The sequence below is a fragment of the Deltaproteobacteria bacterium genome, assembly GCA_021737785.1.
Classification (GTDB): domain Bacteria; phylum Desulfobacterota; class DSM-4660; order Desulfatiglandales; family Desulfatiglandaceae; genus AUK324.
This window is the reverse complement of record JAIPDI010000049.1, coordinates 1-23,947: the sequence shown is the minus strand read 5'-3', so window position 1 is coordinate 23,947 and position 23,947 is coordinate 1. Positions and strand designations below refer to the sequence as shown.

15 protein-coding genes are annotated in these 23,947 nt (G+C 56.5%); 8 read left to right on the top strand and 7 right to left on the bottom strand.

The genetic code is table 11. From position 1 onward, the window contains the following. Positions 1 to 1,753 precede the first annotated feature (1,753 nt). The 3 genes from K9N21_19480 to K9N21_19470 are packed head-to-tail and all read left to right on the top strand — an operon-like array spanning position 1,754 to position 6,737. Positions 1,754 to 3,373 (top strand): response regulator, encoded by a 1,620-nt coding sequence (locus K9N21_19480; protein ID MCF8146094.1) that lies wholly within the window; start codon positions 1,754 to 1,756, stop codon positions 3,371 to 3,373. Further along, entirely contained in the window at positions 3,370 to 6,033 is a 2,664-nt protein-coding gene (locus K9N21_19475) for a tetratricopeptide repeat protein (GenBank protein MCF8146093.1), read from the top strand. The genes K9N21_19480 and K9N21_19475 overlap by 4 nt, the downstream gene beginning before the upstream one ends. After that, a complete protein-coding gene (locus tag K9N21_19470; protein MCF8146092.1) occupies positions 6,030 to 6,737 on the top strand; it encodes a glycosyltransferase family 2 protein in 708 nt (235 codons plus the stop codon). The genes K9N21_19475 and K9N21_19470 overlap by 4 nt, the downstream gene beginning before the upstream one ends. 133 nt (positions 6,738 to 6,870) lie before the next feature. Here the strand turns inward: K9N21_19470 and K9N21_19465 are convergent, their stop codons facing one another. Genes K9N21_19465 through K9N21_19450 form a run of 4 tightly spaced genes read right to left on the bottom strand, consistent with a single transcriptional unit; the run spans position 6,871 to position 11,016 of the window. Beyond that, a complete protein-coding gene (locus tag K9N21_19465; GenBank protein MCF8146091.1) occupies positions 6,871 to 7,944 on the bottom strand; it encodes a GNAT family N-acetyltransferase in 1,074 nt (357 codons plus the stop codon). After that, on the bottom strand, positions 7,941 to 9,317 hold the full coding sequence (locus tag K9N21_19460; GenBank protein ID MCF8146090.1) for a B12-binding domain-containing radical SAM protein: 1,377 nt from the start codon (positions 9,315 to 9,317) through the stop codon (positions 7,941 to 7,943). The genes K9N21_19465 and K9N21_19460 overlap by 4 nt, the downstream gene beginning before the upstream one ends. Beyond that, positions 9,314 to 10,162, bottom strand: coding sequence for a ChbG/HpnK family deacetylase (locus K9N21_19455; GenBank protein MCF8146089.1), 849 nt, complete (start codon positions 10,160 to 10,162; stop codon positions 9,314 to 9,316). The genes K9N21_19460 and K9N21_19455 overlap by 4 nt, the downstream gene beginning before the upstream one ends. Continuing rightward, positions 10,159 to 11,016, bottom strand: a complete 858-nt coding sequence (locus K9N21_19450) for a hypothetical protein (GenBank protein MCF8146088.1) — start codon at positions 11,014 to 11,016, stop codon at positions 10,159 to 10,161. Before K9N21_19450 ends, K9N21_19455 begins: the two co-directional genes overlap by 4 nt. A 278-nt stretch (positions 11,017 to 11,294) precedes the next feature. Here K9N21_19450 and rnc point away from each other — a divergent pair, with 278 nt between their 5' ends. The 3 genes from rnc (at position 11,295) to era (ending at position 14,055) form a co-directional block, all read left to right on the top strand. After that, positions 11,295 to 12,032: a ribonuclease III gene (rnc, locus tag K9N21_19445; GenBank protein MCF8146087.1), complete on the top strand. Its 738-nt coding sequence runs from the start codon at positions 11,295 to 11,297 to the stop codon at positions 12,030 to 12,032. Positions 12,033 to 12,154: 122 nt separating this feature from the next. Then, positions 12,155 to 13,174 (top strand): radical SAM protein, encoded by a 1,020-nt coding sequence (locus K9N21_19440; protein MCF8146086.1) that lies wholly within the window; start codon positions 12,155 to 12,157, stop codon positions 13,172 to 13,174. After that, complete coding sequence (era, locus tag K9N21_19435) at positions 13,171 to 14,055, top strand: GTPase Era (protein ID MCF8146085.1); 885 nt, start codon at positions 13,171 to 13,173, stop codon at positions 14,053 to 14,055. The genes K9N21_19440 and era overlap by 4 nt, the downstream gene beginning before the upstream one ends. A gap of 781 nt (positions 14,056 to 14,836) precedes the next feature. Here the strand turns inward: era and K9N21_19430 are convergent. Together K9N21_19430 and K9N21_19425 are read right to left on the bottom strand one after the other, a co-directional pair. Next, positions 14,837 to 16,201 carry a sigma-54 dependent transcriptional regulator gene (locus tag K9N21_19430; protein ID MCF8146084.1) on the bottom strand — a complete coding sequence of 455 codons (1,365 nt, stop codon included), beginning with the start codon at positions 16,199 to 16,201 and terminating at the stop codon, positions 14,837 to 14,839. Positions 16,202 to 16,341: 140 nt separating this feature from the next. Further along, entirely contained in the window at positions 16,342 to 17,652 is a 1,311-nt protein-coding gene (locus K9N21_19425; GenBank protein ID MCF8146083.1) for a GHKL domain-containing protein, read from the bottom strand. Positions 17,653 to 17,955: 303 nt separating this feature from the next. On the opposite strand from K9N21_19425, the gene K9N21_19420 reads away from it, so the two are divergent. Then, the gene (locus tag K9N21_19420; GenBank protein MCF8146082.1) at positions 17,956 to 19,266 is read left to right on the top strand and encodes a radical SAM protein; all 1,311 of its coding nucleotides are present in this window, start codon (positions 17,956 to 17,958) and stop codon (positions 19,264 to 19,266) included. 367 nt (positions 19,267 to 19,633) lie between these two features. Here the strand turns inward: K9N21_19420 and K9N21_19415 are convergent, their stop codons facing one another. Further along, entirely contained in the window at positions 19,634 to 22,852 is a 3,219-nt protein-coding gene (locus K9N21_19415) for a UvrD-helicase domain-containing protein (protein MCF8146081.1), read from the bottom strand. Positions 22,853 to 23,376: 524 nt separating this feature from the next. Here K9N21_19415 and K9N21_19410 point away from each other — a divergent pair. Then, positions 23,377 to 23,947 (top strand): chromosomal replication initiator protein DnaA (locus K9N21_19410; GenBank protein ID MCF8146080.1); only part of this gene is annotated, 571 nt, incomplete at its 3' end.

Here is a 23,947-nt window from a genome sequence, read left to right as displayed (position 1 = left end):
GGCATCGACGTTTTCAAAGAAGAGATAGTAGAAAAAAAACTTCCCCAGCCCAGGATGGCGGTTCATGTACGCCTGCAGCCGGGCCTCGTCTTCGTCTTGGCCTTCCAGTTCTTCCCGGGCCATCCGGTAGATGTCGTAGGTCTTCTGTTCGCACAGGGCGCGGAACCATGTTTCAAGGGACCCTGTGTCGTATCCCGCCTCGATGGCGCCGGAAGGGGTGAGGGCCGGGATATCGGGGAGGGGGGGCAGGGCATAGATATCCACATAGCTGCCGGTCGGGTAGGTGGTGTGGATCTGGGGTTTGCCCGTATCCGGATCGAGATAAAAGCGCTTTTCCGTGCCGGCGTAATTGATGCGGAACAGGCCGCTGACCGGCGTCTCGATCTCCATATCTTTGAGGTCATGGAAGATGAGGTCTATCCTTTTTGAGCCGAGATGCTGCGCCGCATCGTAGATCTCCCAACCGTCCAGGATTTCCAGGCGGTTATTGCCCTCTCTGAGCACTCGCAGGGGGAAATAGGGAAGCCTTTCCTCATTGAGGGGATCGAGCCTCGCCTGGTTCACCAGGAAGTGGTAGAGATTCCTATTGTAACGATATCCTTCAGGCGGCCCCGGATTGCGGATGCGCTGGGCGATATCTCTAAAATCATGGACGGAAACCCTTTCCTGGCCTGTATTCCTGTCGAGAACCGGTACCTTGGCGGATGTGAGGATAACCTTCTCAGGAGCGATGATAATGTCCTCCGGTTTGACGTCATAGTATCGCTGGAGAAGGGAGAGGACAATGGTAAAGAGATTTCGTCTGGCGCCATCCATCATCTGATAGGTGTAATAGAGGGGGAAATACCGGATCACACCGTCGTCGTCCTGCAACACATTGATGACCGCCGGATGAGCGTTTTCCACAAAATCGTCGATGATCGGTTCGAGGGAATGAAATGTAATAAGGCTCTGGTTGTCCCGGACAGGCTGGGAGTACTGCCGGATGATCGATTCGTTGAACAGGATGCGACTCTGATACTCTTCCGGGAGGTCGGGCCGAGGGGTTTCGACCAGCTGGAGATCGATATAGACGTTGGGGTACCTTTTAAGGGCCTTTGTAAATTCATGGTCCATCCTTAAAAAGGCCGCTTCCACCTCCCAGCGGGTGTCTAAGTCGAGATCCGCCTTTTCCGACAGAAACTCAGGCATGGACTCGGGCTTGATGAACATGATATCAAACATCACGCTCTCGGGAGAGAATCGCTCGATCTTATCCAGAAAGCGCGCATGGACATACCGGCTCCACGGCCACTTGCCCATGGCGGCCAGGGACGCCTCGTCGTAGCCCAAGAGGACCGCCCGTTTGGAAACCAGGCGGTTGTGACTGTTGACGCCCGGCTCCCGCATGTAATAGAATCCATCCAGGAGGCTGCGCTCCATACTGATGAAAAAGGTGGTCTGGGTGGAGATGAAGTGGATCAGGAAAAAGGTCGACAGGCCGACCATGAGCGAGAAGAACGCTTTTTTGACCATGCCATCCTCTATTGGAGGCCTCGCGCAAGGGCGCAAAGACGCAGGGATTTAAAGATGCCGTTTCTCACGGGGAAATCCGGGAATTAACCCAACAACCCAAAAGAACTCCCCCGAGGCTTGCACACTATAGCATCTGATCCGCAACGGCTCAATTTTTAAATTGAAACGATTATTGAGTTCGCGTAATAGAGAGTATGAATGGCGCAACGTTTTCGGGTATCTTCAGGGGAGGCTGTTCATGGCGGATATGACGGGTACGGGCAAGGGGGCAATCCTGGTGGTGGACGATGTCCCTGAGGTCCGGAAGCTTATCACCGAGGCGCTCGGAGCCCTCGGCTACCCCTGTGAGGAGGCGGTGGACGGTTTCGAGGCCCTGGACCTTATCCGGAGACAACCTTTTGACATTGTCCTCTGCGATATCCGCATGCCGGGGATGGATGGGCTGAAGGTCATGACCGAGGCCCGGAAGATCCGGACGGATATCCCCTTTATCATACTTACCGGTTATGACGGCGAATACTCCTATGATGAGGTGATGGCGGCCGGGGCTCAGGATTTGGTTATCAAGCCGTTTACCCGCGAGGAGCTGAAGACCAAGCTGGTCCGGATTTTGAAGGAATGGCGCCTGGCCGATGAAAACGTGCATCTCCTGAAGGAACAGGTCCGCCTCAACAAAACACTGTCCACTGTGCTCGGTGTGGCCAAGGACCTCAGTTCGGAACTCGATTTTGATCGGCTGTTCCCTCTGATTATCAGCAAGGTTACCGATGTGATGGGGGCCGAACGGACCAGCCTCTATGTCATCGGCCGGGAAGAGGGAGAGGTCTGCACCACGGTGGCCGAGAAGGTGGATGAGATCCGCCTCCCGATGGGTCATGGGATCAGCGGGAGGGTCGCTGAGACCGGCGAGATCATCAATGTGGTGGACGCCTGGGAACTTCCCTACTTCGACCGGAGCTTTGACCTCAAGAACAACTTCCGCACCCGGTCGGTGCTTTGCGCCCCGATCACCAACCACTCAGGAGAACGGATCGCGGTAATTCAGGTGATCAATAAGATCGGCAAGGAAGGCTTTGACGAGAACGATACTGATTTGTTGATGTCCCTCGCCTCGTCCGCAGGCATCGCCCTCGAGAACTCCTTTCTCATGGAGGAATTGGAGGCCTCTTTTGAGGGGGCCATGGAAACCCTGGCGGCAACCGTGGACGCCAGGCATCCCCTTACTGCAGGTCATTCGCAACGGGTGACCGAGTATGCCCTCCTGGTCGCCGAGGAGATGAATCTCAGCGAAGATGAGCAGATGGTGATCAGATACGCGGGGCTCCTGCACGATATCGGGAAGATCGGCATACATGACAGTATCCTTCTCAAGGACGGTCCTTTTACCCCGGAGGAGCGGGCCGAGATGAACGACCACCCGGCCAAGACGCGTTCCATCCTCGAAACCTTTCACTTTCCCAGACGCCTTCGACAGGTCCCGGTGGTGGCCGCCTATCACCACGAGAGAATGGATGGCCATGGCTACCCCTATGGGTTGACCGGCAAAGATCTCCCCATCGGTTCGAAGATCCTGGCAGTGGTCGATGTGTTTGACGCACTGACCTCCCGCCGGGACTATCCCAAATACATGGACGGTGGAATGATGGGGTTTGAAGGAATGCCGTCCCGTAAGGTGATCCATATCCTGGAGGCGGACAGCGGAACCCACTTCGATCCGGAGGTGGTAGCCGCCTTTCTGCGGTGCCTGCCCAGGGCCCTGCGCCGTCACCGGGGGAACCACTTCAGCCCTGAATATGTGGATGACATGATCTGCTTCCTCGAATCCAAGAACGCGGACCGGACGGATCAGAGGTCTTGAATGTGATTCGGGGGGAGGCATTTTCAGGGCTGCGGAAGCACGCCCTTTGGATAACGGATCTGGTTGTTCTCACCGCGATCGCGGCCTTTCTCCTCTGCTATTTTGAGCCCCGTCTCCTCTTTTCAGAGACCATCACCACCGGAGGGGACACCGCATCCCACTATTATACGGCCGAGTATCTGAAAAATTATCTCCTCCCCCATGGAAAGATATCCGGATGGTGCCAGGGAAACCTGGGCGGGTTTCCCATACTGCAGAACTATTTTCCCCTCCCGTTTCTCCTGATGGCCCTCCTGTCCGGGGTCATCCCGATGGAGATCGCCTTCAAGATTGTCACGGTCTTAGGGACCTTTCTCCTTCCCATCTGCACCTATCTCTACTTTCGCCTGTTGAGACACCCCTTCCCGGTTCCGGTGATGGGGGCGGTGTTCACCCTCCCCTTCCTCTTTATGGAAGGGAACTCCATGTGGGGGGGTAACATCCCCAGCACCCTTGCCGGCACCTTTTGCTACAGCCTCGGATTCGCGCTGGCCATCCTGTGGCTGGGTCTGGCGTACCGGGCGGTGACTGCGCAGAAAGGCCGGATGACCTGCGCCATTCTGCTGGCCATGGTGGGCATGTGCCATGGATATACCCTTCTGTTTGCCGTGTTTGCCTCTGCCTTTTTCCTGTTCACCGGGAAGGACATGGCCCGCAACCTGAAGACCCTCCTTCATATCCATGTCCTGGCCTTTTTCCTGATGGCATTCTGGCTCATCCCGCTCATTCTTTTCTTGCCGTATACCACCCGTTTCAGCATCCTCTGGATTTTTTTCGACCTGAAACAGATCGGGAGAGAAATCTTTCCGGTAATCCTTTATCCCTTTATGGGTCTGGCTGTTGCGGGAGGAATCCGGGCCGTTATCAGAAAGGTACGGTCGCCGGGGGCCGTGGCCCTCCGACCCTGGGCCTATGTCTGGTTTTCCGCCCTGTGCGGGGTGGCCCTCTATTTCATCGGATACCGGATCGGGGTCGTTGACATCCGCTTTCTCCCCTTTCTCCAGTTTTTTCTGGTGACGGCCGGTGCCATGATCTTCTATTGGATCGCCCCCCATCGAAAGGCTGCGGTCCTGGCGGTCCTTATGACCGTGGTGCTGACCTTTGTGTGGGTGGATGACCGGGAGACCTTCATCCACAACTGGATCCGTTCCAACTATACAGGGGTGGAGAGCCGACGATTGTACGAACCGTTCCTATCGGTCAACCGGTTTCTGAAGGGGACTCCTGATGATCCCAGGGTGGTCTATGAACACAGCATGATCCACCAGGGGGCCGGCACGGTCAGGGCCTTTGAATCGCTCCCGCTTTTTTCCGGTCGATCCACCCTGGAGGGGGTGTACATCCAGGGGAGCCTCTCGGTCCCCTTCATCTTTTATCTCCAATCCGAGATCTCCCAGAAGGCCTCCACACCCATACCCGATTACTCCTATTCCCGTTTCAATCTGGAAAAGGGGATCGCGCACCTGAGACTTTTCAATGTCCGGGAATTCATTGCCGCGGAGCCCGAAACAAAGAAGGCACTGCGGGCCTCTCCGGAATTTCGTTTTGAATACGGGGCCGGTCCGTATGAAGTCTATGCCCTCAAGACCGGGGCCAGGGCCTATGTAACGCCGGTCGGGTTCCGGCCGGTCCTGGTGAGCGGGGGCGACTGGAGAAGGATCTCTTATCGATGGTTCCGGCTGGGGGACCTGGATGTGCCGCTGGTCTTTCGGGAGGGGCCCGATGGAAGGGATCTTGAGAGATTTCACAGCGTGGCGGCGGGGGCCCTGGATATTCGGGACCTCCCGAAGGAACCGATATCGGGGGGCGGCATGGTGAAGGAGATCGTCAGGGAGGAGGAGATCGTCATAAAAGGGGCTGTGCCGGGGAAACCGCTCCTCATCAAGATATCGTACCATCCCAACTGGCAGGTGGAGGGCGCCGATACCATCTATCTGGCTTCCCCGGCATTCATGCTCATATACCCGGAATCATCAAAGGTCAGGCTCTATTACGGCCGGACATGGCCCGACTATGCGGGCGTGGCCATGACCCTTCTGGCGGTCCTGTATATCCTCCTTCGAAGGATCTCTCACACAGAGCCACGGAGCCACGGAGATAAAATTTTGAAGTATTGGGACCTGTCGCGCATGGAGAACCGTATCTCTGCGTGGTTTGACCGGTGGTGCCTGAAAGGGGTCCTTGTCCTGATGGGGATCGCATGCCTGGGGGCCGGGTTCTATCTGGTCCGGCTGTCCCCTGAATTTCCCGTGATCTCCCATAATAAGGGTATCCAGGCGTTCACCGAGGAGGATTTCAGCACGGCCAGGGATCATTTCAGAGAGGTGCTGGACCGGTTTCCCCAGACCCTGATCGTGGATCAGGCCGCCTATCACCTGGCCATGTGTTCCTTCAGGGAAGGGAAGTGGGAGGATACGATCCGCGAATTGATATGGCTTCTCAGGGAATATCCGGAGACCGGACGGGCCGGAGAGGCCTTTTATCATGTGGGCATCTGTTATCTGAACCTGGGCCGGATACCGGAGGCCCGGGAATGGTTTTCAAGGACAGTACGGGAATTCCCGGATGAGATCTGGGCGCAATTCGCCGGAGACCGGCTCAAGGAGATTCAGACGCGATGACGGATGGAGAGGGTGTGACGGTGTTTGTACCGGTATTGAATGAGGAGACACTCCTGGTGTCGCACACAAAGCGGCTCTGCGCATACCTCGAGTCACTGGGACGGCCCTATGAGATCATCCTCGGGAGCAACGGTTCCACGGACCGCACCGTCCCTATGGCTGAGGCGCTGTGCCGTACCTATCCCCGGGTCCGCTTCTTTCATCTTCCCCAAAAGGGGGTGGGGAGGGCCTTCAAGGAAGGGATAAGGATCAGCCGGTATGATCGGATCGTCACCGTGGACATGGATCTTTCCATCCATCTGGGCTTTATTGGAGAGGCGTGCCGCCTCCTCGACGAGGTGGACATGGTCATCGGGTCCAAGATCACCGGAAGCCAGCGACGGGCATGGATCCGCAGGCTGGCCAGCATCTCCTTTATCCGGCTGGCCGGGATCCTGCTGCGGATCCATGCCAACGACTATTCCATCGCCGCAAAAGGGTATCACAAGGCCCTGGTGCAGAGATATCTTCCCCATCTGGACGATCAGACCTTTTATGTGGTCCAACTGGTGTATTGGGCAAGCCGCGATAAAAAGCGGCTCAGGGAGATACCGGTCGCGTGTACGGACCTGCGCGGAAGCCGGTTCAACCTGATCCACGAGGGGTTCTATAAGTTCGGGAACCTCTTTCGGTTGTGGCTGGGGGGATTGAAGAAGGGCAAGTGAAGAATGAAGAGTGATGCTGGTTCATGGCTGATGGCCGATAAGTTCATATTCGCGACTGCCGGCTCAACAAATTGCCGCCCGCCCCCTGCTCCCCGCCCCCTGCTCCCTGCTCCCTGCCCCCTGCTTCTTGCGCCTACACAATATCCGTGTCCCCGTAGGTGAGATGCCAGTTATGGGCGGACCCCAGCACGGCGTGGTCCCGGTCCGCATACCGGGCCCCCAAATGCCATTTTCTTGGGTTCAGAATGGCCGGGACCGTTCTCAGCCCCGCGTCCTTTAGGAAGGCGGGATCTGCCTGGGACATGAGACAGGTCATGAATTCCCCCCCCTCGGCCTTAATGTAGCCCCCGGCAAAGCGAAAAAGCTGTTGGGTGGTGAGGGTGTCCCGGATCGGGAATGGAAACAGATCGGTCAGGACCCCGAAAAAATGCCCCATGAGCGTCAGGGTACGGATGACCATATAGCCCAGGAGCCTCCCGCCGGACCGGACGGCAAAGGGCCGGTAGCCGAAGTCAGGGATGTCCGCGTAACGCCAGTTAAGATAGGCGGCATCGCGGATCTGGATGACGGGGGCCGGGTTTTTGCGCCGGTTCCAAAGGTCGTCGTATTCCTTGTCAAATCGGGTCACAGGTTCCACCCGGAGGCCGGCAATATTCGCAGAGACCGTTGCATCAGCGCCACCCTCCCGTCCTGCGGGCGTGTTGCCGGGGTCTTTTTTCAGGCCAAGGCGCATCCGCAGCATGGTCAGGGGCCTCAAGGGTATAATCCGCAGGGGAAAGACCGTGAGGAGGCGCCAGTCAAGATGCCGGGTGAATCCGGGGAGGGACGCCTCGTTGGGAAAGCCCCAGACCGTGGTGATGTCCCTTTCCGATGCCAACCGCTGGTAGGTCTTCCGGGCCAGGGCAATAAAGAGCCCCTGCCTTCGATAGCCGGGATCGATCATGGTATCGCAGGAGAGGGCGAACCGGGTCTCGTTGCCCTGAACGGAAAAGCGGGTGGGGATCACGGCGTACTGGCCCACGATCCGATCGTGGTCTTGGGCCAGGGCCCAGAGGGCCTCGCCCGAAGGATTATCGCGAAACTGCCAGCGCCAAGTCTCGGGCATGAGCCGGACAGGATCCAGGTCGCCGAAGACGCGTCGGCGAAGGTCCAGGATCTGTTCCTCGTCCCCATCCCGATAGTCCCGTATGTGCCAGGTATGGGTCATCCCTTCAACAGCCTCAGAAACAGCCTCCCCTGATCGAATCCGGGGAGGGTATGATCCTTTATGGACCGTATCAGATAGGACGGCCGGAGATAAAACCGCAGATAGGCCCTTCTCAGCACGGATTTCAATGTCCGGAGGTCGTGATGGACAAAGTTGTAATGGGGGTAGAGATGGGCGGGAAAGGTCTCAGGATCGAGCTGGATCTGCTCGGCGAGCCGGGTTCCTGGAAAGGGGACGATCAGATGAAAGGCGACATAATCGGGATCGAGCCGTACAGCCAGACGGGTGGTGGACGCCATGTCGGTCGGGGTCTCGTCCGGGAACCCGAAATTCATGAAGAGGGCGGTCCGTATCCTGTTCTTGCGGGCCAGCGAAACGGCCTTTAGGCAGTCCGATACCCGGATCCCCTTTCCGGTCCGGCTGAGGATGCGGGGACTCCCTGCCTCCACGCCGAAATGAATGAGGCGACATCCGGCCTGTCTCATCAATTTTAAGAGATCGTCGTCCACATCGGTCACCCGCGTCTGGCAGCACCACCGGATGCCCAGGTTGTGCCGGATGAGGGCCCGGCAGAATGACCGGACGAAACCCCGGTTGAGGGCAAATTCAAGGTCCATGAAGTAGATGTTTGTGACGTGAAATCGATCCCTGACATAGACCGTTTCGCTCACGAGACGGTCGAGGCTTTTTTGTCTGAAGCGATGTCCGTACATCCCGAGGTAGCAGAAACTGCACCTGTGGGGGCATCCCCTTGACCCTTCCAGAATGGCAAAGTTGCCCCCCAGAAACGCATAGTGGTATCGGTCCATATTCAGGAGGTGGTAGGCCGGATAGGGGAGGCGATCCAGGTCGTGGATGAACCCTCTGGGGGCTGAACAGACCAGCCGGTCGCCCTCCAGCCAAGCGATGCCGGGGATGCCGGAAGGGATATCCGGGGAGCCGTCCTGCCGGGCCAGCTCTAAAACGGTCTGTTCCGGTTCGCCCAGAATGGCCAGGCGGGCCCGGCTTTGCCTGAGGACGGCCTCCGGTCTTTCCGTCACGTGGGCGCCCATAATATAGAGCCGTTCCCTGGGAATCCGCTCGATGGTGCGGAAGAAAAACCCGATGTCCAGAGCGGGACACTGCCATCGGTCATAGGGGGTGGAGGTGACAAACACCTTTTGGCATTGGTCTGCCCGTCGGCCGATGGCCTGTGGCGAGAGGTGCTCGATATTATTATCCAGGATCCGGACGGAATAGCCCTCCTGTTCGAGCATGGCGGCGGCTATGGCCAGGTCGAGGGGCTGCCAGATCCGCTTGAACTGGGGCTGCTTCTGTGTCTGGATCCCGGTCCAGTCGGGATTGATGAGGAGTATGGTTTCCGGGTGCGTCATCGCTCTTTCCCGAAGGAGGTGAGTTGCATGCCTTGCCGGGCCAGGTCTTGTTTGAGTGCGCCGTCGGTAAGCAGGTCCAGGTCCTTTTTCCAGTCATACCCCCAGTGACAATAGGTATGAATCGTATGGGCGTCGCCGGTTCCGGGATGAAGAATGATTTCCATTGTGGGCGCGGATAAGTTGGCCTGAAGCCGTGTCAGGGTATGGAGGAGCGCGGCCCGGGTCAACCTGCCGCCTGCCGACAGGAATCCCATCGATGGGATGATCTTGACAGGGGGCGCCAGCACCCGGGAGGCGTAAAGCCGGGACCATCCGGCGAGACCGGCCCACTGGATGAGCCTTCTGAGCCCCGACTTGAGGGATGCCGGGTCAACCATGATCCCCCTGACAAAGGGGATGTCATAGGTCCTGATTATTCTAAGGCACACCCCTATAAGCCCGGGAAAGAGATGGACAAACTGGTGGCTGTCCAGGTGGCTGATCCGGATGCCTGCATTCAGGACCGTTTCCACCTGGGCGCGCCATTCGGCCTCCACCTCGCGGTAATCTATCCGCCTGAAGAGGATCGTTTTCAGGAGATGGATCCTGGAAGGAAAGCGACCGCCCGAAGGGATGATCGAAGAAAGGTGTCGAGGGCGGAGCACGGGCCGTTCATCGCAGAGGGTCAGATGCACGCCCATATCCAATCCCGGGGTGTCTTTGACCAGCGAAATGGCTTCCTGTGCGGCCTCCCCGGCCGCAATCATCGAGGTGCTGGTCAGGAGCCCCTCCCTGAACGAGCGGATGATTCCCCTGTTGACCCCCGAGGTCAATCCAAAATCATCGCCATGGAAAATGAGTTTCATTGACTATGCGAATTCAGGGATTTAGGAATTGGGGATTTCTTCCGGCGTTCCTTGATCAGGACAAAGACGAGGAGTACGGCAAGGATGCCGGCCAGGGTGATCCAGGCCCACCGGAATCTGCGGAACAGATTTTCATCCCCGGCAACGGTCACCAGGGATCTGGCAAGGATTGTATGGTGGACCCCCCCGGAATTGTATTCAAAATAGCAGAAGACGGGATACGCGGCCCTGGGGAGGGCGGAGAAATTGCGGATCTCGAAGTCCACGATCTTTTCGGACCGAGGATCGATCTCAAAGACGTGCTTGGATTCAGGTGACGAAAATTCCTTGGGAAGGACCAGGGTGGCGATGATTTTTTGCGGGTTAATTCCCAGGTTCTTGATGTCGAACCGGAGCCTCCCGCCCTTGTCGAGGGTCATGTCACGGGCCAGGGCCGCCAGGTCAGGGTTGACCGCCTCGCCGATATGGAAGGTCATCCCTGACAAGGCTGAAAATGGATACTGGTTGGCGTCGTGAAAATCCACCCGCACGGTTAAGGGGTATCGTCCATTTCCTTTCCCTTTGATCTCCCTTTCAAAGAAGGCCCGTTCTGACTGCCCGGGGTCGAGGCGCGCCACCACCGGCGAGGCATCGGTTCGGCCGAGGGCGGTCAGGTGAACCTGGAGGTTGTGAGCCGGGGCCGTCCCCCTGTTGGTAAAGGTAATGCCGGCCGTGACCCGATCGGCCGACACCTCTACGGTCGTTTCTGTCTCTATCTTGAGGATATCTGCGGCCGTTGCCGGGGTGCTGCTCAGAAAGAGAGACGAGAAGAGGAGCAGCAAGATGCCGGATTGCTGAAGAGATCGGGATGTCATGGGAGCGGGTCTCCTTGGTTCTGAGTCAGAGGGTCAGGGGGGCCGGGATAGGCAGCGCCCGCATCTATGGCCGATGCGGGAAGATGACCCCTGTCGTCTTGTTCAGCAGGACACTATGGTGTGCCACTATATCAGAGATGCCGGGCCTTTTGAACGCAAATCTTACCCGGGACTTTCTGAACTTGAAAAAGGGAAGCGGATTATTATAAACTTCGGCATCGGTTTTTCCACAGCAATGGAATGGAATTGGTGATCAAATTTGATTGAGAAGCCAGGGGATGAAGAAAGAGAGAGTAGAATCATTGTTTCTGGAAACAGGATTCAGACGCCTTGAGGAGCGGTTGGGGTACACCTTCCACGCCCCTGAGCTGCTCGTCCGGGCGTTCTGCCATGCCTCCTATGTGAATGAGCAGGTGTGGCCGGGACTGGAGGATAACGAACGGCTGGAGTTTTTGGGAGATGCCGTGCTGGATCTGGCCGTCAGCCATCTCCTGATGCGCCATTTTGAAGATGCCAGAGAAGGAGAGCTGTCCAAGTTCAGGGCCATGCTGGTGGATGAAGCCGGCCTTTACGAGGTTGCGCAGGGCCTCGGATTGGGAGATTATCTCCTTTTGGGCAAGGGTGAAGAACAGACCCTCGGCAGGGAGAAGCCTTCCATCCTCGCCGATACCACTGAGGCCCTCATCGGGGCTGTCTATCTGGATGGAGGGTTCGACCGGGCACAGAGGATGATAGAGGAGCTCTTTTCACCCCTGTTGGAGCGGGTGGCGAGCAGGGAACGGGTCCATGATTTCAAGAGTCTGCTTCAGGAATATACCCAGCAGACCTGCAAGACGCTCCCCAGATACCGGCTCATCCAGGAGACAGGTCCGGCCCATGACAGGTCGTTTCTTGTCTCCTTGAGTTTGATGGGAAAACCCCTGACAGAGGGTGAAGGAAGAAGCAAGAAGGAGGCCGAGCAGAACGCGGCGCGGCAGGCCTTGTTCGTTCTAAAGGAGCGAGCGCTTCAAAAATGAACATCCATCCCCCCGCGTGCGATGACTGATAAGGCCGCCAGCTTCTCCGCGTGGTGCAGAGAAGTTACCACCAGAGATGCTAAATTCGTAATCCCTGTTTATCCGGCTCAGGTATTAAAAAGGTGAAACCGCTGATCATCCCGATCTTTATTCCGCACACCGGATGCCCGCATCGCTGTATCTTCTGCGATCAGGAAAGGATAACCGCCCAGGCGGCCCGGGTGGTGGACGGCGATTACGTCAGGGGGGTACTGGATCAGGCCGTTCATTCCAGGACCTTTGATCCGGATCGGAATCCGGAGGTGGCCTTTTACGGAGGGACCTTTACAGGGCTTCCTGTTGCGCAGATGAAACGGCTTCTGCAGGCGGTAGGCCCGTACATCGAAAAAGGGCTGATCAGCGGCGTCAGGGTCTCCACCCGGCCCGATTTCGTGGACGAGGATGGCCTGGGCATCCTGAAGGCCCGGCATGTGAAGACGGTCGAATTGGGCGTCCAGTCGATGGATGACCGGGTCCTCGCCATGGCCCGAAGGGGACACTCGGCAGAAGATGTGACAGGGGCGGTCCGGCTGTTGAGGCGGGAGGGGTTCAAGGTGGGGATCCAGTTGATGCCGGGGCTGCCGGGAGATTCCAGAGAGACCTTCTGCGCCACCGTCAAAGCGGTCATCTCCCTGGACCCCGACATGGTCCGGCTCTATCCCGCGATAGTCATTGCAGGAACAGGGCTTGCGCGGATGTACGAGGCCGGGACCTACCGGCCGTTGACGCTCCATGAGGCTGTTTACCGTTGCGTCACCGGGACGATCCGCCTGGAAGAGAACGGGATCCCGGTGATTCGGATCGGCCTCATGAGTTCCCCGTCGCTCCTTGAGCCAGGGCGGATTGTGGCAGGTCCCTGGCACCCCGCCTTTGGATTTCTGGTCCGTTCGGCCATTCATCATAAGGCCATTGAAGCGGATCTGCCCATCCGGGGAACAGCCGGAAAAATCAGGATATTTGCACCCGCTCCGGAGATCCCGCTCGTGAGAGGCCATGGCAATCTTGGGATCCGATCGATCGAAGACAAGACCGGGGCAACAATCGTCGGGATCGCCGCCGATGAGACGGTCGCCGAAGGAAGGGTCAGGGTGGAGGTCATATGACGTTTTCGTCCGGTTATATCGGGATCATCGGCCCCCCGAACGTGGGCAAATCCACGCTCCTCAATCGTATTCTGGGGAGGAAGGTGACGATAGTGTCGCCCAAGCCCCAGACCACGCGGAACCGCATCCTCGGCATCCATAATGAGGCGGGAGTTCAGATGGTGTTCATTGATACGCCCGGGATTCACCGGACCCGGACCCCGCTCCACAAGAGCATGGTGGCGTCTGCCCTTGCGGTTTTTCAGGAGGTGGACATCCTCCTGGTGATGATCCAGCTGGGCGAGATGGAGGGGGCCGCGGTCTCACCCATCCTGAAGAACTTGCAGGGGATGAAGAGGCCGTGTCTTCTCCTCATCAACAAGATCGATAAGGGACCCAAGGAAATGCTCCTCCCCCTGATGGCAGACTACGGAAAGAGATATCCCTTTGATGCGATCATCCCCATCTCCGCCTTGAAGGGCGACAATGTGGATCTCCTCATGAATGAACTGAGGTCCCGATTAAGACCCGGACCCCAGTTTTTCCCGGAGGATATGGCGTCCGATCAGCCGGAGAACTTCTTGATATCAGAGGTGATCCGGGAAAAGATCTATCTTCAGTTGCGGCAGGAATTGCCCTATGCATCCGCGGTGACCGTGGAGAAGATCGATGACATGCCAAAGAAGGGGGTGTTGATGATTTCAGCCCGGATTCACGTGGAGACGGATTCTCAAAAGGGGATTTTCATCGGCCGGAGAGGGAAGATGATCCAGGCGATCGGGCGATCCGCCCGGCTGGACCTGGAAAAGATCTTTGGGCTGCGGGTCTATTTAGATCTGACGGTGAGGGTGGAAAAAAACTGGTCCCGGGATACGCGGGCATTGAGGCGGTTAGGGTATTGAATGTAGGGATAAGGCGCAAGGCGTGAGGAATTGCCCCAAAAAAAACCAGCCCCGCAAGGCAGGGCTGGTTTACTTAGGAGGAAAGAGTAATTGAGTTTTACTATTTGCCTTATCGATACTGCAAGAGGCTTGCCAAAACATCCCGCTTCTGGCGACTCATCTATAACCTTCTGTTTTTTAAGGATATCTGTTTGTCTTGCCGGATGTGCGCTTCCCGCTGATACTCCTCAAAAGTCCAATTTATTGTACCCATTCACGCCCGAAAAACGGATCTTTTAAATAACCTCCCGAAATTCTATGATATATTCGGGTACCATATTTTTTACCGCTAAAGCGTGTTTTTGTACTCTTGCATCCGGTGTGGATGAGGCGTGGTCCACATCCCGATCCTCCCCGCAATGGACGGGAGCTTGCGCACCGGACCCTCAAAACATTCTATCTTGCGATGTGGCACTCCCTTGACCGGCCGTGCTCGGATCCGGAAGGCCAAAAAAAACCGACCCCGCAAGGCGAGGTCGGTTTTACTTAGGAGGAAAGAGTAATTGAGTATTGCTATTTGCCTTATTGATACTGCAAGAGGCTTGCCAAAACAGTCCGCTTCAGGCAACGTATTTGCAAGCATCTGTTTTTAATCGGTATTTTATTGATCCAGAGGATGGGCCGGCCTTCGACGGCTTTCTCACAAAGTCCAATTTATTGTACCCATACCTGCCCGAAAAACGGATCTTTTAGGTAACCGCTTAAGATATAAAGATAACTTCGGGTACCATATTTTGTACCGCTACACAGTGATATTGTACTTTTTCATCTTGTGCTGGATAAGGCTTTTGGTGATCCCCAGGTCCCTGGCCGCATGGGCCTGGACATTGTCGCACCGGATCAGGGCCCTCCTTATCAGGCGTTCCTCTATTTCTTCCAGGGCCTTCTGCAAGGGGATGTCGGGCGGAATGAATCTCTCCACATCGAATTGGGTTTCTGCTCCGGTCAGCTCTGCCGGGAGATCATCCACCGTGATCTGCCCGGCCGTATGGAGGACCACGGCCCTCTCAATGACATTCTCCAGCTCCCTCACATTCCCGGGCCAGGGATAGGCGTAAAGGGCCTTCCAGGCCTCGGGGCTCAGCTGGATGGCGTCATCACTGTCTCCGGCATGAAATTTTTGAATGAAATGCCTTACCAGGAGCGGGATATCGTCCGTCCTTTCCTGGAGAGAAGGGACGTCGATATGAATGACATTGAGGCGGTAATAGAGGTCTTCACGAAAGACCCCATTCATGACATCCTCCTTGATGTTTCTGTTGGAAGCAGCAAGAACCCGCACATCCACCTGGATCGTCCGTGTGCCGCCGACGCGTTCAAACGCCATCTCCTGGAGCACCCGCAAGAGCTTGACCTGGAGGGAAGGCGGCATATCACCCACTTCGTCCAAAAAGAGGGTTCCCTCATCGGCCAGTTCAAACCGCCCCTTTTTCATGGCCACCGCCCCGGTAAAGGCCCCTTTTTCATGCCCGAAGAGTTCGCTTTCCAGCAGGGTTTCCGTCAACGCGCCGCAATTGATGGAAATAAACGGCCGGTCCTTTCTCTGGCCATGATAGTGGATGGCCTTGGCGATGAGTTCCTTTCCGGTCCCGGAAGGGCCGGTAATGAGCACGGATGCCTTGGACCTGGAGACCTTTTCAATAAGATCGTACACCTGGCGCATCGGCTTACTTTTTCCAATCAGCTTACCGTACCTGAAGCGGTCTGAAAGGGCCTCTGTCAAAAGCCTGTTTTGCTTGATAAGCCGATAGTTTTCAAGGGCCTTTCTTATGGTCAGCTTCAATTGCTCATTTTCAAAGGGCTTCTGGATGTAATCATAGGCATGCCTCTTCATCGCGGCCACGGCCATCTCAATGGTTCCGTATGCCGTCATCATGATGACCGGCAGGTCCGGCTTTATCTTCTTGCACGCCTCGAGGAGTTCCATGCCGCTCATGCCCGGCATTTTCATATCGGTTATCACCAGGTCCAGGTCTGCTTCACGCACCGTAGCAAGCCCGGCCTTGGCGTCATTGGCAGTAACGATCTCATAGCCTTCCGCTCCCAGGAGGGCCTCGAGTACCACCAAATAGTTTTTTTCGTCATCTACAATCAGGATTGTTTCCATTATAATTTTAAGTGCCTAAAGTGAGTTAAAGTTACTCAATAAAGAACCATGGTCAGCGGTAAAGACCAGAGGTCAGGAAGGCCATCTATGGCAGCATTTCAGCATTTCAATTATCCCGATCCTCCAGCAGCCGGCCAGACTCACTTCACAGGGAGTCTGATCATCACCTCTGTTCCCGAGGGTGTTCCATCCTGGGAACCCTCCACCCGGCTCTCTATCCATATCTTTCCGTTATGCCCCTCAATGATATTGCGGACGATGGACAGCCCGAGGCCCGTCCCCTTCTCCTTGGTACTGAAAAAAGGATTGAAGATCTTTTTCAGGTCCGTTTCGCTGATCCCGGTGCCGGTGTCTGCAATCTTAAGTAAATAATGGTCGTCTTTCTCCTCCGTCACATGCACCGTGATCTCGCCCCCGTTCGGCATGGACTGAATGGCGTTTAAAAAGATGTTGAGAAGCGACCGGTAGAGCTTTTCCGGGTCTGCCCGGAGTTCCAGGGAGCGATGGCCGAGATTGTTCTGAAGGGAAATCCCATTTTTGTCGAGTTCCGGTCCCAGAAAGAGAAATGTTCTCTCCAGGATTTGTCTGAGGTCGGCATTCTGAAACTTGGGCGTCATGGGCCGGGCATAGTCCAGAAATTCGGTGACAATATCGTTAAGCCTGCCGGATTCTTCTATAATCAGCTTCGTGAGCCGGGTCGTGGAGTCTTCTGCGCCGGGCATGGATCCCAACAGCTCTGCGGTGCTTCGGATAATGCCCAAGGGGTTTCTGATCTCATGGGAGACCCCCGCAACCATTTCGCCCAATGCAGCCAGTCTCTCTGCATGGTGCAATTGCTCCTCGAGTTCCCGCTGTTGCCTGGCGCGCTCATCGATGATATTCTCGGCCTTACGGACGATCAGAAGAAGGGCAATAAAGATCATGCCCATGATCAGGATCGAAAGCCCGAATGTAAGGTACTGAAACCGAATGACGGATTTGAATTCCTCGCTCAGATCCTGGATCAGTTCGAAGACGCCCAGCACATATCCGGTATCCCCCAGGAAGGGGCCGATTCCCGTGAAGGGGATGTAGGTCCGCAGCTTCTTCTCCCCCCCCATCTTTTCAATACCCAGACCCCAGAGGGGGGTATCCCCGCCGGATATCAGCCCGGAGGAATTCTCTCCCATGACGGCCTTTTTGTACCCTAAGCTCTCCCGTACTTTTTTGCCCAGGAGACTCGGATCGGTACTGTACGCGATCACGTCGTTATTGATATCGTAGATATTGACCAGATCTATCTTGAAGCTGTGGGTGGTGTTCCTGACGATACGATCCATCAACTCATATTGAAATTCCTCCCTCAGCCTGATTTTGCCGAACTGGCTGGTTACAGGGAGTACAAAGTTTTGAAACACCTGATAATTCAGGTTTTCCCCCAGAAGAAGGGCATAATTTTCATAGCTCTTCATCAGGATGTCTTTTGCCTGCCGGGAGATGACCATAGAAAATGGAAAACTGAAGATAATCAAAACGATGAAGCTTGCGTAGGCAAAGAATTTAACCAGCCGGAACTGCCTTCCTTGTTTTTCCGTGTGTTTCTGAGTCGGTGTCATAGGGGCCGTTGGCGAAAAAATTAAGAACAGTGTTTGGGGTGAAGCCGATGCGTTCGGCATTGACAATGATTGCAACTTTTTAATTTATGCTTTAAGGTGCTTAGAGTCAATAGTTTAGCAGGAAGCGGTACAAATCTTAACATTGATGCCGATAAAACCATGGGTGAAGCTCTGAAATTTGATATGAAACACCTTCCCTTCATGCTGTATGCCGACAGCCATGGCCGTATCTATGAACACCCTCATCTCAGGATGTTGGGTCTTTCCGGGTCTGTGCCGCAAGTGATCCAGGAAGATGACCTGGCGCCGATGCCGGCCTTCAGCAAGCTATTCTATATCCCCGACTGTCCGCCCATGGGTCTTGATCCCGATACCGGTGAACCCGTGATTCTGGAGGAGACAAGGGTGGGCGGGGTCCTCTCCAGGTGCCTTGCCGTGGCCGCCTTTCTTGAACCGGGATGGGTCCGGGGCCACCTTCCGGCGGCCGACTACAGGGTCAAGGCCTACACCCTCCCTTCGTGGGCCTACGGTGCCGTGGGATTCAGGGAGGATGGATACTGGGTGTCGGGATTCCAGGTGGAATACAACCCTAAATGGGATCCCCGAAACTACGACGACAGGGAGCTGGTGTCTGCCATTCGCCGGTTTAAACGGCGGAATACGGAAGGGCCTCTTGTGCGGCACCTGACCCGTTGCGCCACGGAAAACCACTGTTTCGCGGCAAAAAACCTCTTTTTAGGAAGATGGGAGGCCCCCTTGCCAATCAGCCGAAAGTGCAATGCCGCCTGCCTCGGGTGCCTCTCCCTTCAGCCCGATGCCTCGTTCGAGGCGTCTCATGAACGGATCTCTTTCACCCCTTCAGTGGAAGAAGTCGTTGAATTGGCGGTGCGGCACTTAACCCATGCGCCGGAACCGATTGTCAGCTTCGGCCAGGGATGCGAAGGGGAGCCGCTGACGGAATACCGGGTCATGGCGGAAAGCATCCGTGAGATCCGGAGTCAGACAGGACGGGGCACCATCAATCTCAATACCAACGGGAGCCGGCCTGACCGGGTTCGGGAGGTTGCCATGAGCGGCCTGGACTCCATTCGAATCAGCATGAACAGCGCGCGTCCGGAGGTCTATCATGCCTATTACCGGCCCCGGAAATATCATTTTGAAGACGTGGCAAAAGCCGTCGCCCTGTCCAAAGACCTGGGGCTTTATACCATGATCAACTACCTGGTCTTTCCCGGGATCACCGATCAGGAGCCGGAGATCGAGGCCCTGAGACAGTTAATTGAGAAGACCGGGGTTAATTTCCTCCACCTCAAAAATCTGTGCATCGATCCAGGTCTCTATCTGGAGAAGATGCCCGGCCCCAAGGGACCGGGCATCGGCATGAGGAGGATGGCCGAGATCGTGAGGGCGGAATTCCCAAGCCTGGAATTAGGGTATTTCAACCAGCCGGTCCATCGGATTGACGACTGACGATTGAAAAACGGGTATCCATCAACCGGTCATATACGAGGCGCGAGGCATGAGGCGTTGGGCACAAGTTGTTATGTTACTGCGCTGTTAGGCCCTTAATTCCTGGTCTTCTGTCATGAAAAACAAGAAAATATGGCCATCCTTCCACTGCACGCTTGGCCTTCCGTCATTCCGGCACGATTCTAGCCGGAATCCAGAAAACCGGCGGACTGGATTCCGGCTAAGGGCACGCCGGAATGACGGGACAGCACACAGCCGTTTTGGTTGCGGTTATCCGCTTTAGGCTATTAAGCGTTTTTATCCCCCTTATCAGCCATCAGCTATCGGCCATGGGCCAATTCTCAATATCCAGCATCGAGCATCCAGCCTAAAACAGCTTCAACTGCCGGGCCGGTCGTTTTTTGGGCTGCCACTCCCGGCGATCAAGGGGTCGGCACACGTCTTCAGGGATGAGATCGAGGAAAGGTGATGGGCTCATATCGAGAAAACGCCCATTGAGGGAGCGGCGGTTTGCATAGGACAGGATGAGCCGCGAGCGGGCCCGGGTCATCCCCACATAAAAAAGGCGGGCCTCCTCTGCCAGGTCCCGGTCTCCGAAAAGGAGGCAGGGGAGGAGCCGCGCCTCGCACCCGGTAATAAAGACCACCTCCCATTCGAGACCTTTGGCCGCATGAAGGGACATGAGAGCGATCCGGTCGCCGGCCAACAGTGCATGATCAATGCCCCGGTCAATGGAGAGGAGATCCAGAAAGGCCTTCAGATCCCCTTGACAGTGGGTGGCCAGATCCCTGAGACGGGACATCGCCCTCTCGGCCTCATCCGAATCCACCGCAAGCCCGAGCACTGCCAGCGCATGGTTTAGAACGTCCAGAACGCAACTGTCCCCGGCGTGCGGCCTAGGTTCCCCCCTCCCGAAGACACAAACTCCCTCGGGTCTGAGTTGCTCCCAGGCACGGGCATAATAATGGGCATCCGGATAACACAGGACCTGGAGGTAGCGCCAGAGGATATTCACCGGATATCCGGCGATAAGAGGGGCCTCTCCGGACCGGACAAAGGGAATTCCCGACCGGTCCATGGCCTCTGCGAGGGCGTCCCCCTGGGCGTTGAGCCGGTAGAGGACGCTGATGTCCCCAAATCCCAAGATTTCCACTCCCTCGTGGGAGGCCACCCGGCCGCTGTCCATGGAAAAGTGAGAGGTACCCCCCATCAGGCGCTCTACCTGTTCCACGATCATCTCTGCCTCTTCGGATTCGGTTCGGCAGTGGGTCAGTAAGATGGGTCCTCCTTCCGTAGACCCGGAAATCAGAGGTCGCTCTCTTTGGATAACCTCGGCCGACCCCTTGAGGATAGACGGTGTGGACCGGTAGTTGCGGGTGAGGACAATCTCTTGTGCGCCGGGGAAATCCCGGGCAAAGCCGTAGAAGTTGCGGACGTCCGCCCCGCGGAATCCGTAGATGGCCTGATCCGGGTCCCCGATGGCGCAGATTTCCCCTTTGCCCCTTTGAACCAGTTCTTTCAGGATCGCCGCCTGGACCCGATTGGTATCCTGGTATTCATCCACACATATCCAGCAAAAGGCTTCGCCATCCACCCCGGATGTCTCCGGATGGTCCCGAAGAAGTCTCAGTGCCTCTATCTCCAGTTCTTCCAGATCGAGCATGCCGGCCTCTCTCAAGGTTCGCTGGTATTCACGGCACAAGGGGAGGCATGCGGTTTCATCAGGGCCTGCAGGGGAATCCAGCACCTGGCCGGTCCTGCAGCGGGATAAGGCCTTGAGGAAATGATTGAGGGAGGGTTTGCCTGGGCCTTGGCGGTCGAGAACGTCCCTTGCCATATGTTCCTTGTCGATTTCGGAGCAGAGGGCAAAATCGGTCGGGAGTCCTGTGGCGGCGCCGTGCTCTCTGAGGAGATCCAGACAGAATCGATGGAATGTGGCCACGCGGACCAGGGCGCCCTCAGGACCCGACAGGAGCCGGGAGAGCCTGTCCCTCATCTCCCCGGCCGCCTTCCGGGTAAAGGTGAGGCACAAGACCTGTTCGGGCCGGGCCCGTCTTTCGCGGATGAGATGCCTGATCCGGTAGGTCAGGGTCAGGGTTTTTCCCGTGCCCGGGCCTGCCACGATCAGAAGATGTCCTCGATCGTATATCACCGCGGCCAGCTGCTCGGGGTTGAGGGGGGTGACGGGGGTGGCCGGCGATGCTGAGAAGGCTTTCCCTGTCCGATCCCTTCCCGGCCGCGTCCTTTCCCGGGGAAGCGTCGGTGCAGGTGCGGGGGCGGCACGGGAATTCGGGGTGGGATTCGTAAAGAGGGCGGTCTGTCCGGCCGCGCCCGCCTTTTCCGGCTCCTGAAACAGGTGGATGGTTCCGAAGTGGCCGTCATAACCCTCGTCGCGGATCACGTGACCGGAGCGCATCCGCCGGATCGCCTCTGCCAGGACAGGGCCGCCCGAGGCTTCCAGTCTTTTTTGGGGAACATGCATGAGGATTTCCAGTTCGGGTCCGAGATCCGACAGGAGTTTCTCATAAAAAACAGCGACCTTTTTGGTGGCCGGGCCACACCTGAGGATTTCAGAGAGAATTTCAGGGAGGGGGATGAGACTGTGGAAGGTCTTGAAACGCCGGGGCGTCGAGCGATCCGAAAGCTCGTAGATCCGGTTGAGGACGCCTACGGTGAGAGGCCGACGGCATACAGGACAGATGCCATCGAGCCGGAGGGTCTCTTCCGGATGCAGCCTTACCCCGCATTTGCGGTGCCCATCCAAATGGTATTTTCCTTCTTCGGGAAAGAATTCTATGGTGCCGGCAAATCCGGCGCCCGTCTTCATGGCCTGGATCATATGGGGGTAATCGAGGTGGGTGTCGAACAGGTTGGCCTCGCGGCCCAGTTTGCCGGGAGAATGGGCATCTGAATTGGAGACCAGGAGATAGGGGTCCAGGGCAGAGAGGCACCGGTTCATCGGGGGATCTGAGGAGAGTCCGGTTTCCAGGGCATGAATATGCCCGGTCAGGTCTTCAAAACACTCCTCGATGGTCTCGAATCCGGACTTGGAACCGAAAAGGGAAAACCAGGGCGTCCATATGTGGGCCGGGATGAAAAAGGCCTGTTCGCTCGTTTCCAGGACGATCTCCAAAAGATCTTTCGAATCAAGCCCCAGTATCGGCCTTCCATCAGAGGCGATATTGCCGATCCGGTCCAGACGCCGGTTGAACCTGACCACCGCATCCATATCGGGCATGAGGATGAGGTGGTGGAGTTTTCGGGTCCGGCCATTCTTCTTGTATATACAACTGATTTCTCCCGTAAGGAGGAACCGGGTCGGCCCCGGGCAGGAGGGAAGGGCCTCCGAATCGATGGCCTGCTGGATATCGGACCTTAGTTGGTAGAGACCTTCGCAAGGGGCCTCGACGAGTTTATCGGCCAGTTCCGCGAACCATCCCGGATGGGTAAAATCGCCGGTGCCCACGACCTTGACCCCTTTTTTCCCGGCCCACAGGGACAGGTGTTCCGGGTCAAGCGCCTTTGATGTGGCCCTGGAGAACCGGGAGTGGGTATGAAGGTCTGCGATAAATTTCATTTCAGTCAAAAAACATATCTCAAACAAGGTGTCAAGCTCCGTGTGAATCTTCCCGTGCGCCTTTTTGAGGTTTGGATCAAAAAAATAAAGCCAGAAAAATTGAAAATCGCCAAAAAAGGGTGAAAGATGAAGATATCGGGAGTTCGATGATGTGGATAACATTTTCCACAATACTCTAATTGTGGTTAACCAGTTGTCTTTACACATGATTTTCTACAGGTGATTTCATCCCTTTTCTCGCCCCCTTACATCTGCGCATCCGTTTTTGCCTGCAAACGGGACCGGTTAGCAGGTGTCGAAAAGGAGACCTAACGTAAGTGTTCATTCCCCGCCGTGACCTTTGACAGGCCTTTGCGGTTTCGTGTAAAAGCCTCCCAACGTTTCACCTGCAAGCATAAAGGCGCAAGGCACGGGTGTAAGGAGAAGGATTCTCCAGAGGCGGATGTCAACCGCCAGCGTTCAACGCCGACGTCACACTTCATCGTCAATCTTCCAACTCCAAACTTCCAGCTTTTTATTTTAAGGAGTGTGCCATGAGCGCGGTCTGGGATCAGATCAAAGATCAAATCCGGTCCTATCTTCCAAGAAACAGCTTTTCCCTCTGGATCCATCCCATCTCCTGCCTGGAGGCGAACGGGACATCCATGGTCTTAGGGTGTCCCAACCGGTTCTCCAGAAACTGGGTCATGGAAAACTACCTGAGCCTGATCCGGGAGAAACTGGAGGCCTCGGGCATGGGCCATATGGCGGTCGACCTCAAGGTCCAGCCCTGTAAACGCCAGCCTGCTCCCGCCGCCCTGCCGACCCACCCCGACCAGTTGCCCCTTCCTTCCATGCCCCGGCCCAGAAACCTCTGGCTCAAGAGCCAGTTTACCTTTGACCGCTTTATCGTCGGTCAGTCCAATGAGTTTGCCTATTCCGCGTCCAGGAGCATGGCATCGGGCGGCCCCTGCGACTATCAGTCCCTCCTGATGCTCGCCAACACCGGTCTGGGCAAGACCCATCTCTCCCAGGCCATCGGGCATACCATCCTGGACAAGGATCCCGAATCCCGGATCTTCTACATGACGGCCGAGGATTTCACCAACGAGATGATCGCGTCCC

Excerpts from the sequence above, each read along its gene's own strand:
- K9N21_19450 (MCF8146088.1), bottom strand. The coding sequence starts at position 11,016 with ATGACATCCCGATCTCTTCAGCAATCCGGCATCTTGCTGCTCCTCTTC.
- K9N21_19460 (MCF8146090.1), bottom strand. The coding sequence starts at position 9,317 with ATGACGCACCCGGAAACCATACTCCTCATCAATCCCGACTGGACCGGG.
- K9N21_19465 (MCF8146091.1), bottom strand. The coding sequence starts at position 7,944 with ATGACCCATACCTGGCACATACGGGACTATCGGGATGGGGACGAGGAA.
- K9N21_19455 (MCF8146089.1), bottom strand. The coding sequence starts at position 10,162 with ATGAAACTCATTTTCCATGGCGATGATTTTGGATTGACCTCGGGGGTC.
- K9N21_19425 (MCF8146083.1), bottom strand. The coding sequence starts at position 17,652 with ATGAAGAGCTATGAAAATTATGCCCTTCTTCTGGGGGAAAACCTGAAT.
- rnc (MCF8146087.1), top strand. The coding sequence starts at position 11,295 with ATGAAGAAAGAGAGAGTAGAATCATTGTTTCTGGAAACAGGATTCAGA.
- K9N21_19470 (MCF8146092.1), top strand. The coding sequence starts at position 6,030 with ATGACGGATGGAGAGGGTGTGACGGTGTTTGTACCGGTATTGAATGAG.
- K9N21_19430 (MCF8146084.1), bottom strand. The coding sequence starts at position 16,201 with ATGGAAACAATCCTGATTGTAGATGACGAAAAAAACTATTTGGTGGTA.
- K9N21_19480 (MCF8146094.1), top strand. The coding sequence starts at position 1,754 with ATGGCGGATATGACGGGTACGGGCAAGGGGGCAATCCTGGTGGTGGAC.
- K9N21_19420 (MCF8146082.1), top strand. The coding sequence starts at position 17,956 with ATGGGTGAAGCTCTGAAATTTGATATGAAACACCTTCCCTTCATGCTG.
- era (MCF8146085.1), top strand. The coding sequence starts at position 13,171 with ATGACGTTTTCGTCCGGTTATATCGGGATCATCGGCCCCCCGAACGTG.